The sequence below is a fragment of the Sphingosinicella sp. CPCC 101087 genome (assembly GCF_004151485.1).
Taxonomy (GTDB): domain Bacteria; phylum Pseudomonadota; class Alphaproteobacteria; order Sphingomonadales; family Sphingomonadaceae; genus Allosphingosinicella.
Genome location: NZ_SBFF01000006.1, coordinates 171,997 through 186,111, shown reverse-complemented (window position 1 = coordinate 186,111; position 14,115 = coordinate 171,997). Strand labels below are relative to the sequence as shown.

The window sequence follows — 14,115 nt, the reverse complement described above, 5'->3', positions numbered from 1 at the left end:
AAATAATCGGGGAAGCGTGCGGGGGAGGGGGAACGAATGCAGAAGACTCATGACCCCTAAGGCCGATCTGCCGCGCTTCGCGGACCTTCGCGCAATTGAGCGGGACTTAAGCGGAAAGGCTGAATATCGCCGATTAAGGGCTAATATTCAGCGAGCGATCACTGCTCAATCATGCGTCACAGATATTACGGAGGCTACTGGCTGCCTCCTGGCACTGGAGAAGTTGCTGGGGAGTCCTCGAAAGCGCGGCACCGCTGAGCGCGCCTCGACAGAGGGAGCTTTGATGTCGACCGCGGTTCAGCTGTATGCGCGCGCCACGGGATACGGCCAAAGCAGGGGCGAGCGAGGCCCGATTTCGATTGCGGCTGAACTGACACCAGAGCAGCTCAAGGACCATGAGCTCCTCTTGGTCGTGCGGCATCGTGCAATCGCGCATGTTTATGCGAATGAGATCATCGGTGCTCACGCGTGGAATAGCGATGCTGTCTTGATTGTAGAGGATGGTTGGGGTTGGGTGCCAATGATCATCAGCCAACGCAAGCACCTCCAAGACGAGGTCCTGCACGCGCTTGCCAGGCAGGTGCCGGTCGCCGACGAAATCCTAACGCGCCGCTTTCATGAGCATCTGAATAAGGCCGTCGACCTTCTGAACCATTCGCCCGTTGCAATCGCGGTAATTGAGCGAAATCTCGTCGATCCGAAAGTTGTCTGTGGCAGCGAAGAGACTGCGAGGCTGATGTTGGCCCGAAGAGGTGATGGGCGAGTGACGATTTACGAGCGTTCGCCTTGACGCCGAAGAGCACCATGACGAAGCTCGGCCCTATTCGCCATCTCGACTCCCCGCGTTCGGGCCGCCGTTTCTGAGGTGCACGGGCGAGATTCGCTACTCGCCCGTGCTTTCCGTCAGGGTTCGTTGGCCGCGGTGGTCATGAAGGGATCCGGTCGATTGGTGATGATCAATTCCTTTCCTGTGCCGTGCGAGACGGTGTAGCGGAACTCGACCGGCGCGATCGCGAACTCACCGAAGAAGGCGCGGACCTCCGGCTTGTCATTGATCGTCAGGATGAACGCACCAGCGAGCTGCTGAAGTCGAGCGCGGAGCAGCTCGTAGTCGCTGCGGCTGAACAGGTCCTTCCCGTAGAGGCCTTCGATCCCCCAGTAAGGCGGGTCGATGAAGAAGAGCGTCTCCGGCCGATCGTACTTTGCCAGGAACACGTCGAAGGGCAGGCGCTCGATCACAACTCCGGACAAGCGCTCGTGCAGATCCTCGAGCGCCGGCTGGAGGCGCGTGACATCGAACCGACCTGGTCGGTGGGGGCGAAGGCCGAACACACCTTCGCGTAGGCCGCCATAGGTGGTGCACTGCAGGTAGAGGAAGCGCGCGGATCGCTCCAGATCGGTCAACGTGTCAGGGTTGCACGCCTTCAGCCGCTCGAACTCGGCCCGGCTCGTAAGCTGAAACCGGAGCATATCGAGGAACGCCACATAGTGGCGCTGGAGAATCCGGAAGAAGGTCGACACGTCGGCCGAGAGGTCGTTGATCACTTCCGCGGGCGGCTTTCGGTGGCGGCGCAGAAAGACTCCGCCCATCCCGAGGAACGGCTCCGCGTAGGTCCTATGAGGCAAGCTATCGATCATACCGATCAGTCGCTTGGCCAGTCGGCTTTTGCCGCCGACATAGGGAGCTGGAGGGGTGACGGGGGTAACGGGAACAAACTTGGCGATGGACTCCATTTGTCGAACTCTGCTTCAAAGGCCCCGCCGGTGCGCCCGGTGGGGAGACTGAGCGCGGCCCGGGCCGCGCAAGGTGCGGGTTGCAGCCCGCGGTTCGCGCTGCTGACACAGCGCGGCCCTCCCCTTGGGGCGGGATATCTGGGCCAACGGAACTGGCCCCCGTCGTTCAGCTCAAACCGCTGCCGACGATGTCCCAGACGTTCGGCGACCGCTGAGCGAGGATCGCGAATCCCTTCGAAGCGATCGTCACATCCCTATTGACCGTGCCGAGGAGGAGCTGGACGCCCGGGGCGCGGCTAATTATGAGATCCCCGCCGCCGGCGGCACTGAGGATGAAGAGGGACCTGGCCGGCCAGACATTGGTGGCGTCGCTCGATATGGTGAAAGTGCGAGTGGCGCCGGAGATGGTGCAGACCATCATGTTGGTATTGGGGGTCAAGATCAGGTCGCTGCCGCTCATGACCTGTCGAACCCAGCCTCCGAGCGGTTCGAAGTTGCCGGTGAGCGTCACGCCGTTGAAGGTCGGCTTGTCGCCGGTGCCGAGGCCGATTCCAGTGCGGAAGGTCAGCGCGTTCACCAAGGTGAGCAGACCCTTGACGAAGGCCGAAGGCGCGTCGGCGCCGAAGCGGGAGTCGAGCCAGGCCGTCACCGCGCCGAGCAGGCCCTTCGGCGTGACGGCGCGTACGTCGTCGACGCCGGCCGTCGCCTCGTCCTCGGTCGCCAGCTCGACGACGCCCTGAACCGCCTTGGTCGCCGGCGGATTGAGGAAGTTGGTGTCGCCGAATTCGAGCAAGGCGGCATCGATGTCGGCGAACTTGGCGTCGAGGGCGACCAGCATCACCGACGCGGCCGACTTCTCCAGGATCGGATCGGCCTGGCTATAGGTGCCGAACAGCGTGCCGTCCTCGAGATAGAGCGCAATCGAGCGCAATGTGAAGACGTCGCTGGTCTCGTCGCGCAGGACCAGGTGGATCGTGTCGTCGTCGACGACGTCGCCGGATAAAGTCACGAGCCGCTTGATCTCGTCCGGAAGCGCGACCGTCGCCGGCGTATTCGCGAAGGCGGTCGACGAAATGCCATATTCGGCGATGACCACGGGGGCGGTGCCATTGCCTTGAGCGTTGACCAGGGCCGCTCGACCCGCGTCCGTGACGATGAACTCCAGAGCCACGTTTCGATCCTCAGGTCAGGCGGCCGCCGGCGCGGTCAGCGGCAGTCGGGCGTAGATTGTGGGGCGGGCCACGACGACGAGGCCAATCGCGGCCTTGGCGGTGAGTCCCTGGGTGAAGGTGAAATGCGAGCGAACCGGCTTGGTGCGGGCGACCTCGGCGATCACCGTGTCGACGAAGGCTGCGCTGGCGAACTCGCCGTCGCCGCCGGTGAGCGTCATCGTCAACTCGAAAGTGTGCGGCTCCCCGGGCGGATCGAGCTGCCACCATTCGCGAAGCGCGACGCCGCCGCCGAAGCTTTCGACGACGTCGCGGACCGACGTCGACGTTCCCTTGTGGCGCTGAATGTCGATGGCCTGGCGGACGCGCTCGCGCCGGACCATCAGCGGCCAGCCGCTCGACCAGGAGTCGATCGACAGAGCCCAGGCGAGATAGGCTAGCTCGATGGTCCCCTCGGCGGTCGCCGGGTTCCAGAGGCGGCGGATCGGGACCGGGACGTCGGAGAGGCGTTCGATCGCGCCCTCGATAGCGCGCTCGAGCTCGGTCGCGTTGGGCGGCAGGAGGGTCATGTCACTCGCCGATGCCGGCGTGCGTGACGTCGATCGACGTGCACCAAGTCGCCTGGGTACGATCGACGACGATGTCCGCGATCGGCGAGACCAGCTCGACGTTCTGCACACCCTCGCAATGCAGGGCTGCGTAGATGCCGGAGAGGGTGACGTCGCGGCCGAGCCGGTGCGACTGCTCGATATATTCGTCGAGACGCCTGAGCGCCTCGGCCATGACAATGCTGCCGTCCGGCCCGGAATAGGTCGTGATCTCGGCCTCGACCGCGAAGGGGACGATCGTCGCGCCCTGTACGGCTACCTGGTCGGTCAGCGGGCGAACCGTGTCGGCGTTGACGCGCGCCTCCACCGCCTCGAGAAGCTCGGGGGCGGCCGTGCCGTCGCCGATCCGCGAGAGGACGGTGACGACGACCTCCCCCGGCTCCGGGCTGGTGGCACTGGCATCGAGGACGTCCGGATCCGCGGAAAGGGAATGGTAGATGTAGGCGCCGGCGGGCCCTGCGACAGAGAAGCCCTCCGGGGCCAAGACGAGGCGGCGGCGCAGATCCATGTCGCTTTCCCAGGTCGGCTCAACGCCCTGCTCCGGATCGCCGGGATCGATCAGCAGCCGGGCGACGCCCATCAGCGCCGCCAGATTGTCGAGGTCGGCGCCCATGGCGTAGGCCGGCATGACGGCGCGGGCCGCCTCGTTCACCCGGGCGCGGAGCAGCAGCTCCCGATAGGCTGCGACCTGGAGGACCTTGATGGCGGGATCCGATTCCACGGTCGCGTCGAATTCCGGCAGCAGCTCCTGCAGCTTCGCGACCATCGCGGCGAAGATCTCCTCGAAGGAAAGCTCCTCGACAATCGACGGAGCCGGAAGGCGCGAAAGGTCGACGGCGGTGAAGGTGGCGGACAGGTCGGTCATCCTGTCCCATGTCGCGCCTCGTGCGCCGGCGGCGCCAGCCGAGGGCTGTTGTAGCGGCGTCCGCTACAACAGAACGCCAATCAACTGCCTAGCCTGGCCGGCAGTAGGCCTGTTTGAAAACTAGCCCTGCAATTTCGCCATTTCCGTTCTATATGGTGAGTATGACAGTCAGATCATCCGGAACCAACTCCCCCCTTAGACGCCGTACAGAAGAGGCGCTCAAGCGCCGTGCGGACTTGATCGCCCGCTATGTCGCTGAGGGCATGACCGAGGCCGAGGCCGCAGAACGCGCGCAGAACGAGATGCGCGACAACGCTAAGGGCGATTGGCGGCGCGGGTGACTGACCGGCTTTGGGATATTACTGACATCGCCATGCTGGTCGAAGAGGCAGAGGCGAAACCCGGCAAGCGCGGGCCTTACAAGAAGCAGTCAGCCTGACCTATACTCCCTCTTTCGATTCGGGGAGGTTCTATGCTCGCGGAAGCTTCGGCAGCGGTTGGCAGCGTTAAAGCTGCTTATGATATCGCGAAAGGTCTGCATTCGCTGCACACCTCCACGGAGGTTAAGCAGGGCATCGCCGATATTTTGAACGAGCTGATCACGGCGCGCATGGCCGCGATGGATGCCGTGGAGCGCGAATCTGCGCTCCTGCAAGAGATACGTGCTCTTAAAGAGCAGATGGATCAGCTCAAAGCATGGGATGGCGAGAAAGAGCGCTACGAACTTAAGCGGTACTATCCTGGCACCATCGCCTACACGTTGAAGCCTTCGATGGCATCGGGTGAGCCCCCGCATCACCTTTGCGCACAGTGCTATCACTCCCGAAACAAGGGCGTCTTGCAGCCAACCGGGACGAGTGAGCTTGGCTATCAGATTCATGTCTGCACCTCGTGCGACAAACGGGCTGTCATGTCGCACGAGGAGATGCCGGCCACTGACTGACACCGCTCAATTCAAACTGACCCACTACCTCCTGGCCAGAATGATATCGAGGATCCACGCATCCTCCTCGGCGGTGAAGCCGACGAGCTCGCGGCGCGGATAGGTGACCTCGGGCGCGCCCGGACGCCGGCTGACCCGGTCCCGCAGGCCGAGCTGGTGAACCCTGGCGATCCTCGTGACGGCCGCGGCCGCGAAGCCGACGCTCGCCTGTGAGGGGTCGGATTCGGCGCGGAGGTACCGGGTTAGGCGCAGGCGGCGGAACATGGGTCCGGACTTCGTCCGCCGGCGGATGGCGCCGCGGCGATCGCGCGGCCGATCGGCCGCCTTGCGCGGCTCGTAAGCTGAGCCGTCGGGATTGCGCTGGCTGGCGATGCGCGCCGACTGCGACCGACGCAGGCCAACGGCGATCTCGCGGGTGAGGCGCCGGCGCGCGCCGGCATCGAGGCGCGCGAGCAGCTCGCCGACATTGCGCTCGAGGTCCTCGAAGTCAGCCATCGGCGTCGACGATCAGCTCGTCGCCGAGCCACACCTTCCGAAGCGGCGTCCAGCGCGGAACGCCCTCATATTCCGGAATCACCGGCGCCTCGGGCACGTGCAACAGGTCGAAGCCGCCGTCCTGGCGTGCCGACGCCGAGACGGTCTCGCTGAGCTCGAGGCGGATCTCGAGGTCGACGGTCTTGTTATCGATGATGTCGGCCTCGAAGACGATGCCGCTGTTCCCGCGGTCGTGGTTCTGCAGGAGGTCGGGCTGGTGCACGGACAGCCAGAGCAGCAAGGTCACCATCACCGCGTCGGGATGCCCGGTAAAGTCGATCAATGTGGCGACGAGCTCGTAGCGATATTCGAATCCGGGGTTTGGGAAGTTCGGCTCGGCCGACAGGCGCGATACGATCCGGCCCTTCTGGATGTAGATGCGCAGCTTGTCCGGATCCCGCTCGAGGATCCGCACGCCCTGGTCGACCAGGGCCGCGGTGAGCGCCTGCCGGAGGGACTCGGGCTTGAGCATCGTCTAGACCTCCGGCCAATAGCTGTCGTCGGTGAAGTCGGCGGGGATCGGATTCATGTCCTTGATGGTTCGGGCTGCGAGGATGTGATCGGCTCGGCGCCAGGTGCTGGCCGCGGCGAAGGACGCGAAGGTTGCGGCGTCCATCGGCACGAGCGTGTTGTCCTCGGCGATCCAGACGAAGGGCTGGTCGCCGCCGTGCCAGAAATAATCCTCGGGCTGTCCGCCGCCCTGGGCGAGCGCGGCCATGGCGAAGGTGAGGGTCGTGTCGATGTTGCGGAGGTCCTGCTCGCGCGTCTGAAAGCGCATGCCGGCGAAAGTGATTCCAGAATAGACGCGCCGGTCGCGCTCGACGTCGACCAGGAGCGGCGTCGGCACGAGCTGCGGCTCGGCCATTACGATCCCGTAGGCGGCGCGCTCTTGTTCGGTCCAGGCGCCGGAGACGATCGTCAGCAGCGGCGCGCGCGCCTCGCCGTCGAGCCGATCCAGGATCGGGTTGCCGAACAGGCGGACGAGGCCCTCGGACGTTTCGAGGTGGGGCAGGAGACTCATGCCAGCACGACCTCAAAGTCGTAATTGATGCCGGCGACCAAGGGATCGGCGCCGTTCCGGTCCAATGTGTATCGCGTGCTGCCTGCGATGACGGCGACGCCGATTACCGGCCATTGGTGCCCGTCGATATACACTCCGGCGATTGTTATCGCCGAGGATGTGTTGCCCACCATGGTCAGGTTCTGAGTGCTCGAGGACGAAATAAAGAAGTCGACAGTCTGACCCGCTATGGGCTCCGCGCTCAGCGAGCCAAGTGTCGGATAGCCGCTCGAGTTTCCTTCTCGTGCGTACATTGCCTGAAAGCCGAAATAGTCCCCCAACGTCATGATGATCCCTCCGCCAGCAGGCGGGCCCGCGGCTGCCGCGAGCAAGACGGGGAACCCGGGGGGGATCATAGCGCCCTCACGCTGACGACGACGATGTGCGTCGAGGAATAGGCGACGAGCGTCAGCAGGTACCATTTGGTGCTAGTCGCATCAGCGATTGTCGGCAGGTCGCCCCTGTAGTTGGTGCCGAACGCCAGCGAGCGGGCCGTGGCGTTGTTGCCCTTGACCAGGACGAGCCGGGTCGAGCCCGGTACGACGTTCGTCGGGTTGCCAAGGGTGCGGTTGCCGGCGAGTGAGATCTCGCGCGTGATTCCGGCCGACCAGTCGACTGCGATGGTCGCGCCGTCAGCGAGGGCGACCCAGGCCAGGGCGTCGGCGATCCGCGCGGCGGTCACGCCGGCGTCTCCGGCATGTGCGCGCAGCTGGACGGAGGTGGCGCGGTTCAGGCTAGCCATTTCGCCGGCGGGCAGCTCGCTACGCACGGCGTTGAACTCCGCGGCGACCCGGGCAGCTAGGTCGGAGATGAGCGACGCGAGGGACATGGCTCAGGTGAGGCCTGCCTCGAAGACGGTGACGAAATTAGTGGCCGTGTCTCCGACGTCGGCCGCGGCGGCCGCGCCGATGTTCGTCCGGGCATTGGCCTTCTGAGGATCGGTCAGGCCCTGGGCGGCCGTGTCGACGCGGACGCGGTTGCCGAGCGCAGCCGTCACCGTGGCGGCGAAGTTCTGATCGTCGCCGATCGCGGCGGCCAGCTCCTCGAGCGTGTCCAGCGCCGCTGGGGCGCCGTTGAGGACGCCATTGATCAAGCCGACGATCTCGGCGCTGATCTTGTTGCTCGACCAGGTCGTATCCGGGGCCGTCGCGCCGTCGTCGATCGGCGCTCCGCTCGCGGCCTCGAGCGCGTCGATCGCGCCCTTCAGCTCGTTCACGGCCAGGACCAGGTTGCCCTTCGCGGTTGTGGTAAGGGCGGCGAGATCCGCGGCATTGCCGTTGAGCAGGATCCGGAGCCCTTTGCATTCGGTTGCGACGCGGGTCGCGAGATCGGAGAGATTCGAGGCGAGCGACATGGCGGCTCCTAGATCAGCTGGTTTTCGAAGATGAGGCTGAGGGTCGGGACGTCGGGCTCGACGACTGGCCCGGGCGGACCTTCGGGCCCGGGCGGGCCCTCCGGTCCGGGCGTGGTACCAACGATCGCCGCAATCGGCCGCGGGTCAGGACGCTCGAGCGCGGCCGTCGTCGCTTCGTCCAGGCCGCGCCAGACCAGGACGATCGACGCCGGCAGCCGCCGCCAGCGAAGGGCAAGGGCGCTCATCGGCCGACGATCCGGACCCGGACCGGATCGGTGATGACGATGCCGGCGGCGAGCTCGAGGCGCGCGTCGGCGCGGTATATGCCTTCCGGCAGCTGCTCGCTCGCATCGGCCGAGACGGTGAGATTCCAGCCCGCGGGCACGTCGCTGGCCGCCGCGCGCGGGGCTACCGTAAAGGCGGCCGAGATCGTCGGCGCCCCTACTTTGCGCATCTCGGCCGTGATGGCGACGACCTCGTCCGGATCGCCTTCAATGGCGTCGAGCGCCAGGGCGATCGTCTCGCCGCGCTGGAATCGATAAGAGCTCATTCGCGCGGCGCCGGCTCAGGGGTTCGGTCTATGGCCTGCTGGCGGCGGATCCACCGCTGGAGCTCGTCGAGCTGGATGGCCTGTGCGGTGGCGATGGCCGCGGCCTCGAGGCCGAAGGCAGGAAGTCCAGGCGCCGCGGCGGGATCATCAGGTCCGCCGGCGGCGCCGGGAAGGCCGGGCATTGCGTCTGCACCGCGACCGGGATGTGCTCGATCGGCGCCGGACTGGCGCTCGAGCAGCTGCAGAGCAGCGACGCGTTCGCGCAGCTCAGCAAGGCGAATCTGATAGGCATGGCTGACCTCCTCGGTGACCTGGTCCTGGACGCGCTCCACACGCAGCGCAGTGGCGGCCGCGGCGCCGCGCAGCTGCTCGGCCGTGGCGCGCACCTTCTCGGCGAAGGCCTTGCGCTCGGCGCGCTCGAGCGCGGCTTCGGCTCGGGCCTGGTCGCGCTCGAGACGGGCATCGTCGCGCTGGTCCGTGCGGATCCAGAGCAAGGCGGCCAGGAGCACGACCGGCACGGCGATGGCAATTGCGCGCCAGTGGGCGGCAACGAAGGCGGCGACGGCGGTCATGCCGCGACGTTCCGGATGCGGTGCGCGAGCCAGCCGTTGAGGAAATCCTCGAACTGGCTGTTGCCGCTTCCCAGGCGCAGATAGTGCGCGCCCTGGAAGGCATCGATCGCGTGCAGCATGATCGCGGTCGCGGCCGCACCGCGCCGGCGCTTGAAGGCGCGGAAGGCGTCAAGGGTCTTCGGGCCCACGTTGCCGTCGACTCCAATGTCCGCATAGTCGCGCTGGCGGCTATTGAGCGCGTTCAGGGCTTCCTGGAACCAAGTTGCCGCGCGGTCGACGCCGCAGTTCACGCCGGTATCGACCAGCTCCTCGGCGACCTTCGGGTCGAGCTCGGCGACATCGTCGAAGTTCGGCGCGACGACGTAGCGGGTCCAGTAGATCTGGAATGCGGTCGATCGCGGCATCGCGCGCATGTCGCCGCGGTACCCGGCCGCCCGCGCGACCGCCTCGGTGATTCCGTACATGGTCGCCCCACCGGGGTCGCTTGGGTGGTTCACGTAGCCGCCCTCGCGCTCGATGATGCCGTCGATAATGCGGCGGATCCTGTCGCTCACTTGCGGTTCCTTCGTTGGGGCCGGGCGTCCGCGGCCGCGGAGTCGTAAACTTTGGCGACGCCGATCACGCCTCGGGCGAGCGCGTCGATCGGCTCGGTGACGACGCGGATGCAGGCGGCGCCGGTGCACGCCTTGAGCAGCCGATCGGCGGCGCCGACCAGGTCGGGCCGGGTTTTCGTGTCAGCTGCGGTCGCCATGGACGTCGCTTTCGTCGATCGGGCGGCCGAGGATCCGCATGGCAAGGACGGTGAGGGCGCGCTCGAGCTTGCGATCCATTTCGAGCCGGTCCTTGTCGTAGGCCAGTCGCTCGGCCGCGATCTTCTCCATCTGCTTGAGCATCAGAAAGGCGACGAGACCGAGCGGACCGGAGCCGATCAGGGTCTGGATGAGGGTCGACTCCATGCGGTCAGTCCCAGAGCTGTATGAGCTCGAGCTCGGGCGCCGGCGTGGCGGCGGGCTCGGGCAGGGTGACGGGGGTGCCTTCAGGCAGGTACGGGCCGACCTCGGCAAGCTGGCGGTTGAGTTCGATCACCGGCTCGACCGCGGACGTGCCGAGGACGCGCCAGACCAGGGCGTCGAGCGGCTCGCCGGCCAGGGCGGTGACGATCGCCACTAGATCAGCTCCACCGCGGTGCGGCCGACGCCGATGATGTCCCGGATCGCGTGCAGACCGTTGCGCTTGTGCTCGTCCACCGAGAGCGTGCGCTCCTCGGTGCGTTCCTTGCCGTCGGACGTGGCGCTGATGTCGTTGTGCGTCTCGGCCAGGTCGGCGGCGCCGAAGGCGAAGACGGCGCGGCGGTAGAGCAGCTCGAGCGCGAGCTCGCCGTCGATCTCCTCGGAGTCGACATCCTCCATGGAAACGGCGCCGGCGGCGACATGGCGGGCCTTCCAGTCGCGGAGATCCCGGCGGACCGTCACCATGGCGCCGCGCAGCGCGTCGCGCGCGCGCACGTCGGTGATCACCGTGCCGAGGCGCATCGAATCACGGAACTCGGCGATGCTGACCGCCGGATAGAACTCGTCGCCGGCGACGAGATCCAGCCCGGGTTGCTGCGGATCCGGCGGCGTGGAAGGTGGGGAGGCGACGAAGCCGGACATGATGATTTCTGGCTTTCTGCCTTTCTGGCTGCGGCTAACGGGGGGTGGGGGAGGGATCGGAGCGGGGAGCCGAAGCTCCCGTCCCGATCGTCTCCCGCCCCCCGAGCGCCGCGGGGCGAGCTCGTTCCCCCTGGGTGCCGGCGATCAGGCCGGCGGATTCGTTTCGGCGGCCTCGGCCAGCTTGCGCTGCTCGCGCTCGAGCTGCTCGATCCGCTTCTTGACGCCGGCTTTGGCGTCGAGCTCGAGCGCGCGGCGGTACCGCTTGAGAGTTGCGTCGATCGCCGCCGGCTTGGCGCCGGCGGGCCCGTCTCCGCCGAGCTCGATCGACTCGGCCGCGGCGTGCAGCTCGAGGCCGATCGCCTTTTGCAACTTGGCCTTGACCTGATCCGGCATGTCCTGCCCGTCGACCAGCTCCTCGACCTCGAGCAGGATCTCGAGCGGGAAGGGCTGGCCGGCATTGCGGGTCTTGAGCGCGAGCTCGGCGACCTCCTCGGCAATGAAGCAGCCGGCAGTGCGCTCGATCCGCTCCGGGAGGGTGACCGACCAGCGCAGCACATAGGCGGCGCGAGGCAGGGCACGGGCGAAGTCGCCGCAGTCGATCGCCCAGACCATGGTCTGCGCGACGATATCGTCCTGGACGCCCTTGCCGTTTTCGACGGCCGCCTCGAGCACGCCAGCGACCCAGGGATCGTATTTCGGCAGCAGCTCGCGCTTGCGCTCGATCTTGGCCTCGATCGACTGGATCTCGCGCAGCTGGGCCAGATCCTGGCCCAGACCTGCCCGCTGCAGCTCATACTCGGTCGCTGCCGGGCCGCTAGACTGCCGCGTCGCGGCCTGGCCAACGGCGGCGGCCGCGCTAGCCGACTTGAGCGCAAGCATCCTGGCGCGATGACGGCGTGCTAGGCTCATAGTCGATCTACCCCTTCAGCTGTGGGTGGAAGCCGGCCGATCAGGCCGGCTTCTTGCCCATCACGATGTTCTCGACGAACGCGACCATGCCGTACTCCTCGACGACATAGTCCTCGTTCACCGATTCATAGTTGGCGATGCGGTCGAGCTCGGGCTCGTCCTTGAGCATCCGGCGCCGCGTTTCCTCCTGCCAATAGATGGACAGGTTATCGAGGCGGGTGATGAGCAGGGCGTTCGCCGGGAAGAAGGGGACGCGCACCGCCGGGTGGCCGCCGATCTGCTTTTCGGAACGGAGGATCCGGTCGCGAGCCTCGACCTCGGTAGCCTTGTCGCCGGCGTCGTTGACGATGTTGAAATATTTGTCGTGGACCAGGTCGCGGCCGACGATCACGACGAGCTCGGTGTCGTCGCGATACCATTCGTCGAGCAGCTCGGTCGCGTCCATGACGAGCGCGTCGAGGTTGACATAGTCCGCCTCGGCGGTGGCGGCGTTGCCGTCCTCCTCGTTGTAGAGCTCGACGCCGGCGGCGACATAGATCGCCTTCGTCGGGTCGGCAGTCAGGGCGCCGTCGTCGAGGACGCGCTCCGGAGCCCGTTCGCGGATCTTGTGCAGCCAGCCCTCATTGACGTCCTGGAGCAGAGGATTGGCGACGCGGTCGGTAGTGGCGGCGACCGAGGTGCCGTTGAAGCCGATCATGATGCGATCGCGGGCCTGCTGACGCAGAATGGCGTCGCGGATCAGGGTCTGGAATTCCGGCCGATGGCGCCAGGCGTCGAGCTTTGCGTAGCGCAGCGCCCAGTCGAAATTGGTCTGCCGGCAGAAATAGGTGTTGGTCAGCTCGGAATCGGTAGGATCGCCGGGGTTGCGCTTGGTGCCGCCAGCAGTGTTGGTCCGGCTGGCGAGCGGATGGGTCGAATCGATCCCGACCGTGTCGCCGGTCTGCTGGATGACCGGCACGATGTTGATGCGCTGCAGGAACTCGCTCGATTCGCGCATCCGCGCCTCGAGCTTCTGCTCGACCGAGGGATCGACGCTGAACTTCGTCGTCGCCGCTTCGCCGGCTGAAATGCCGTTCAGGAGCGCGATTTGGCTCACATAGGCGGAGAAGAGGGCGCGGGTGACTCTGTGCATCGGGGTCGGGTCCTTGTTGGCCTGGCTTGACGGGGGCGGGTGCGGGAGTCCTGCTCGGCTCAGCAGTCGGTCTTGGCGAAGTTGCCCTCGGCGCCGGTGGCCGGCGGGCGACGGAGCGGATCGCCGTCCGTCGTCTCGATCGAGGTCTTGAGGGCCTCGTGATCCGTGCGGAGCTTGTCGATCGTGCCCTTCAGCTCGTTGTGGCCGGCGGTCATCGCGGCGCTGAGCTTCTCGAAGCCCTGGCCGATCGTGGCGGATAGCGCGGCGATATTGTCGTTGGCGGCCCCGGGAGGATCCTTGGGCTTCTCCTCCACTTTCGGCTTCTCCTCGGCCTTGCCGGTGCCGGCGAATTTGTTGAAGAACTCGGTGGCGGCGGCGAACATCGCCGCAGCGCCGGTGGGCCCGGCGGCTTCGTCCAGCTCGAAGGTGCACTCCACAGCTTCGGAGAAGTGGTTGGCCTGGTCCTGCTTGCGCGCGGCGAGCGGGTTCACCTTCGCCTTCGCGGCAAACTCGAGCATCTCGGTGCCGAGCGATGCGGGATTGTCGGTGATTGCCAGGCCGACCAGGCCGACCTTGCCGGTGCCGGCGAAGTTCGGCGCGATTTCGCAGGACGTGAAGAGCTTCTGGCCCTTCTTGTTGATCGCCAGCAGCTGGTCGTTGACGTCGAATTGCGCCTCGAGGGCGCGCTTCTTGACCGGCTTCCCGTCGAGCTGCATGTCGAAATCGACCGCGCGGAGCGCGACGACTGAGCCGTAGGCGTTGAAGGGCGGCTCCGGACTGAAGCCGGCAATATGCTCGCAGTTGATGCGAGCGGTGTAGGTGGACGGGCTGTAGCCCGCCGCCATCTCATCGATCCAGTTCCGGTCGATCGTGCGGCCATCGACGGTGGCGCCTTCGACGGCGATGCGGAAGAATCGGGTGAGGGGCATGGGGCGGAGGCTCCGGTCCTGATGTTCGGTTGCGGCGGCCCGGTCAGGGGGTGAACCCGGGCGCGCCGCAGTCCGGCCAAAAGGGACCGGGAAGGCCATCCGGC

23 protein-coding genes are annotated in these 14,115 nt (G+C 66.4%); 2 read left to right on the top strand and 21 right to left on the bottom strand.

Features of this window, described 5'->3' with window-relative positions:
- Positions 1 to 49: 49 nt before the first annotated feature.
- Positions 50 to 790 (top strand): hypothetical protein, encoded by a 741-nt coding sequence (locus EKM57_RS11130; RefSeq protein ID WP_165357348.1) that lies wholly within the window; start codon positions 50 to 52, stop codon positions 788 to 790.
- 113 nt (positions 791 to 903) lie between these two features.
- On the opposite strand, the gene EKM57_RS11125 is transcribed toward EKM57_RS11130, so the two are convergent.
- The 4 genes from EKM57_RS11125 to EKM57_RS11110 all read right to left on the bottom strand — a co-directional run bounded on the left by EKM57_RS11125 (position 904) and on the right by EKM57_RS11110 (position 4,376).
- Entirely contained in the window at positions 904 to 1,734 is an 831-nt protein-coding gene (locus tag EKM57_RS11125; protein WP_129792572.1) for a DNA adenine methylase, read from the bottom strand.
- Positions 1,735 to 1,900: 166 nt separating this feature from the next.
- Positions 1,901 to 2,905, bottom strand: a complete 1,005-nt coding sequence (locus tag EKM57_RS11120; protein ID WP_129792571.1) for a hypothetical protein — start codon at positions 2,903 to 2,905, stop codon at positions 1,901 to 1,903.
- Positions 2,906 to 2,920: 15 nt separating this feature from the next.
- The gene (locus EKM57_RS11115; RefSeq protein WP_129792570.1) at positions 2,921 to 3,472 is read right to left on the bottom strand and encodes a phage tail protein I; all 552 of its coding nucleotides are present in this window, start codon (positions 3,470 to 3,472) and stop codon (positions 2,921 to 2,923) included.
- Between the two features lies 1 nt (position 3,473).
- Entirely contained in the window at positions 3,474 to 4,376 is a 903-nt protein-coding gene (locus tag EKM57_RS11110; RefSeq protein WP_129792569.1) for a baseplate J/gp47 family protein, read from the bottom strand.
- 472 nt (positions 4,377 to 4,848) lie between these two features.
- On the opposite strand from EKM57_RS11110, the gene EKM57_RS11105 reads away from it, so the two are divergent.
- Positions 4,849 to 5,319: a hypothetical protein gene (locus tag EKM57_RS11105; RefSeq protein WP_129792568.1), complete on the top strand. Its 471-nt coding sequence runs from the start codon at positions 4,849 to 4,851 to the stop codon at positions 5,317 to 5,319.
- A gap of 24 nt (positions 5,320 to 5,343) precedes the next feature.
- Here the strand turns inward: EKM57_RS11105 and EKM57_RS11100 are convergent, their stop codons facing one another.
- The 17 genes from EKM57_RS11100 to EKM57_RS11020 all read right to left on the bottom strand — a co-directional run bounded on the left by EKM57_RS11100 (position 5,344) and on the right by EKM57_RS11020 (position 14,011).
- Complete coding sequence (locus tag EKM57_RS11100) at positions 5,344 to 5,814, bottom strand: phage virion morphogenesis protein (RefSeq protein WP_129792567.1); 471 nt, start codon at positions 5,812 to 5,814, stop codon at positions 5,344 to 5,346.
- Positions 5,807 to 6,325 (bottom strand): phage tail protein, encoded by a 519-nt coding sequence (locus EKM57_RS11095; protein ID WP_129792566.1) that lies wholly within the window; start codon positions 6,323 to 6,325, stop codon positions 5,807 to 5,809. The genes EKM57_RS11100 and EKM57_RS11095 overlap by 8 nt, the downstream gene beginning before the upstream one ends.
- 3 nt (positions 6,326 to 6,328) lie before the next feature.
- Entirely contained in the window at positions 6,329 to 6,874 is a 546-nt protein-coding gene (locus tag EKM57_RS11090) for a DUF4376 domain-containing protein (RefSeq protein WP_129792565.1), read from the bottom strand.
- A complete protein-coding gene (locus EKM57_RS11085) occupies positions 6,871 to 7,200 on the bottom strand; it encodes a hypothetical protein (protein ID WP_129792564.1) in 330 nt (109 codons plus the stop codon). Before EKM57_RS11085 ends, EKM57_RS11090 begins: the two co-directional genes overlap by 4 nt.
- A gap of 65 nt (positions 7,201 to 7,265) precedes the next feature.
- Positions 7,266 to 7,742 (bottom strand): hypothetical protein, encoded by a 477-nt coding sequence (locus EKM57_RS11080; protein WP_129792563.1) that lies wholly within the window; start codon positions 7,740 to 7,742, stop codon positions 7,266 to 7,268.
- 3 nt (positions 7,743 to 7,745) lie between these two features.
- A complete protein-coding gene (locus EKM57_RS11075) occupies positions 7,746 to 8,267 on the bottom strand; it encodes a hypothetical protein (RefSeq protein WP_129792562.1) in 522 nt (173 codons plus the stop codon).
- 8 nt (positions 8,268 to 8,275) lie between these two features.
- On the bottom strand, positions 8,276 to 8,512 hold the full coding sequence (locus EKM57_RS11070) for a hypothetical protein (RefSeq protein WP_129792561.1): 237 nt from the start codon (positions 8,510 to 8,512) through the stop codon (positions 8,276 to 8,278).
- Entirely contained in the window at positions 8,509 to 8,817 is a 309-nt protein-coding gene (locus tag EKM57_RS11065; RefSeq protein WP_129792560.1) for a hypothetical protein, read from the bottom strand. The genes EKM57_RS11070 and EKM57_RS11065 overlap by 4 nt, the downstream gene beginning before the upstream one ends.
- Entirely contained in the window at positions 8,814 to 9,389 is a 576-nt protein-coding gene (locus EKM57_RS11060; RefSeq protein WP_129792559.1) for a hypothetical protein, read from the bottom strand. The genes EKM57_RS11065 and EKM57_RS11060 overlap by 4 nt, the downstream gene beginning before the upstream one ends.
- Entirely contained in the window at positions 9,386 to 9,943 is a 558-nt protein-coding gene (locus tag EKM57_RS11055) for a glycoside hydrolase family 108 protein (RefSeq protein WP_129792558.1), read from the bottom strand. Before EKM57_RS11055 ends, EKM57_RS11060 begins: the two co-directional genes overlap by 4 nt.
- Positions 9,940 to 10,140: a hypothetical protein gene (locus EKM57_RS11050; RefSeq protein ID WP_129792557.1), complete on the bottom strand. Its 201-nt coding sequence runs from the start codon at positions 10,138 to 10,140 to the stop codon at positions 9,940 to 9,942. The genes EKM57_RS11055 and EKM57_RS11050 overlap by 4 nt, the downstream gene beginning before the upstream one ends.
- Positions 10,124 to 10,345: a hypothetical protein gene (locus EKM57_RS11045; RefSeq protein ID WP_129792556.1), complete on the bottom strand. Its 222-nt coding sequence runs from the start codon at positions 10,343 to 10,345 to the stop codon at positions 10,124 to 10,126. Before EKM57_RS11045 ends, EKM57_RS11050 begins: the two co-directional genes overlap by 17 nt.
- A gap of 4 nt (positions 10,346 to 10,349) precedes the next feature.
- The gene (locus tag EKM57_RS11040; protein WP_129792555.1) at positions 10,350 to 10,556 is read right to left on the bottom strand and encodes a tail protein X; all 207 of its coding nucleotides are present in this window, start codon (positions 10,554 to 10,556) and stop codon (positions 10,350 to 10,352) included.
- Positions 10,556 to 11,041: a head completion/stabilization protein gene (locus EKM57_RS11035; RefSeq protein ID WP_129792554.1), complete on the bottom strand. Its 486-nt coding sequence runs from the start codon at positions 11,039 to 11,041 to the stop codon at positions 10,556 to 10,558. Before EKM57_RS11035 ends, EKM57_RS11040 begins: the two co-directional genes overlap by 1 nt.
- A 144-nt stretch (positions 11,042 to 11,185) precedes the next feature.
- The gene (gene gpM, locus EKM57_RS11030) at positions 11,186 to 11,920 is read right to left on the bottom strand and encodes a phage terminase small subunit (RefSeq protein ID WP_206185395.1); all 735 of its coding nucleotides are present in this window, start codon (positions 11,918 to 11,920) and stop codon (positions 11,186 to 11,188) included.
- Positions 11,921 to 11,990: 70 nt separating this feature from the next.
- Positions 11,991 to 13,082: a phage major capsid protein, P2 family gene (locus tag EKM57_RS11025; protein ID WP_129792552.1), complete on the bottom strand. Its 1,092-nt coding sequence runs from the start codon at positions 13,080 to 13,082 to the stop codon at positions 11,991 to 11,993.
- 59 nt (positions 13,083 to 13,141) lie between these two features.
- Complete coding sequence (locus EKM57_RS11020; RefSeq protein WP_165357346.1) at positions 13,142 to 14,011, bottom strand: GPO family capsid scaffolding protein; 870 nt, start codon at positions 14,009 to 14,011, stop codon at positions 13,142 to 13,144.
- Positions 14,012 to 14,115 lie beyond the last annotated feature (104 nt).

Coding starts and splice junctions, on each gene's coding strand:
- EKM57_RS11130 (WP_165357348.1), top strand. CDS start 50: ATGACCCCTAAGGCCGATCTGCCGCGCTTCGCGGACCTTCGCGCAATT.
- EKM57_RS11125 (WP_129792572.1), bottom strand. CDS start 1,734: ATGGAGTCCATCGCCAAGTTTGTTCCCGTTACCCCCGTCACCCCTCCA.
- EKM57_RS11115 (WP_129792570.1), bottom strand. CDS start 3,472: ATGACCCTCCTGCCGCCCAACGCGACCGAGCTCGAGCGCGCTATCGAG.
- EKM57_RS11110 (WP_129792569.1), bottom strand. CDS start 4,376: ATGACCGACCTGTCCGCCACCTTCACCGCCGTCGACCTTTCGCGCCTT.
- EKM57_RS11105 (WP_129792568.1), top strand. CDS start 4,849: ATGCTCGCGGAAGCTTCGGCAGCGGTTGGCAGCGTTAAAGCTGCTTAT.
- EKM57_RS11100 (WP_129792567.1), bottom strand. CDS start 5,814: ATGGCTGACTTCGAGGACCTCGAGCGCAATGTCGGCGAGCTGCTCGCG.
- EKM57_RS11095 (WP_129792566.1), bottom strand. CDS start 6,325: ATGCTCAAGCCCGAGTCCCTCCGGCAGGCGCTCACCGCGGCCCTGGTC.
- EKM57_RS11090 (WP_129792565.1), bottom strand. CDS start 6,874: ATGAGTCTCCTGCCCCACCTCGAAACGTCCGAGGGCCTCGTCCGCCTG.
- EKM57_RS11085 (WP_129792564.1), bottom strand. CDS start 7,200: ATGACGTTGGGGGACTATTTCGGCTTTCAGGCAATGTACGCACGAGAA.
- EKM57_RS11080 (WP_129792563.1), bottom strand. CDS start 7,742: ATGTCCCTCGCGTCGCTCATCTCCGACCTAGCTGCCCGGGTCGCCGCG.
- EKM57_RS11075 (WP_129792562.1), bottom strand. CDS start 8,267: ATGTCGCTCGCCTCGAATCTCTCCGATCTCGCGACCCGCGTCGCAACC.
- EKM57_RS11070 (WP_129792561.1), bottom strand. CDS start 8,512: ATGAGCGCCCTTGCCCTTCGCTGGCGGCGGCTGCCGGCGTCGATCGTC.
- EKM57_RS11065 (WP_129792560.1), bottom strand. CDS start 8,817: ATGAGCTCTTATCGATTCCAGCGCGGCGAGACGATCGCCCTGGCGCTC.
- EKM57_RS11060 (WP_129792559.1), bottom strand. CDS start 9,389: ATGACCGCCGTCGCCGCCTTCGTTGCCGCCCACTGGCGCGCAATTGCC.
- EKM57_RS11050 (WP_129792557.1), bottom strand. CDS start 10,140: ATGGCGACCGCAGCTGACACGAAAACCCGGCCCGACCTGGTCGGCGCC.
- EKM57_RS11045 (WP_129792556.1), bottom strand. CDS start 10,345: ATGGAGTCGACCCTCATCCAGACCCTGATCGGCTCCGGTCCGCTCGGT.
- EKM57_RS11035 (WP_129792554.1), bottom strand. CDS start 11,041: ATGTCCGGCTTCGTCGCCTCCCCACCTTCCACGCCGCCGGATCCGCAG.
- gpM (WP_206185395.1), bottom strand. CDS start 11,920: ATGCTTGCGCTCAAGTCGGCTAGCGCGGCCGCCGCCGTTGGCCAGGCC.
- EKM57_RS11025 (WP_129792552.1), bottom strand. CDS start 13,082: ATGCACAGAGTCACCCGCGCCCTCTTCTCCGCCTATGTGAGCCAAATC.
- EKM57_RS11020 (WP_165357346.1), bottom strand. CDS start 14,011: ATGCCCCTCACCCGATTCTTCCGCATCGCCGTCGAAGGCGCCACCGTC.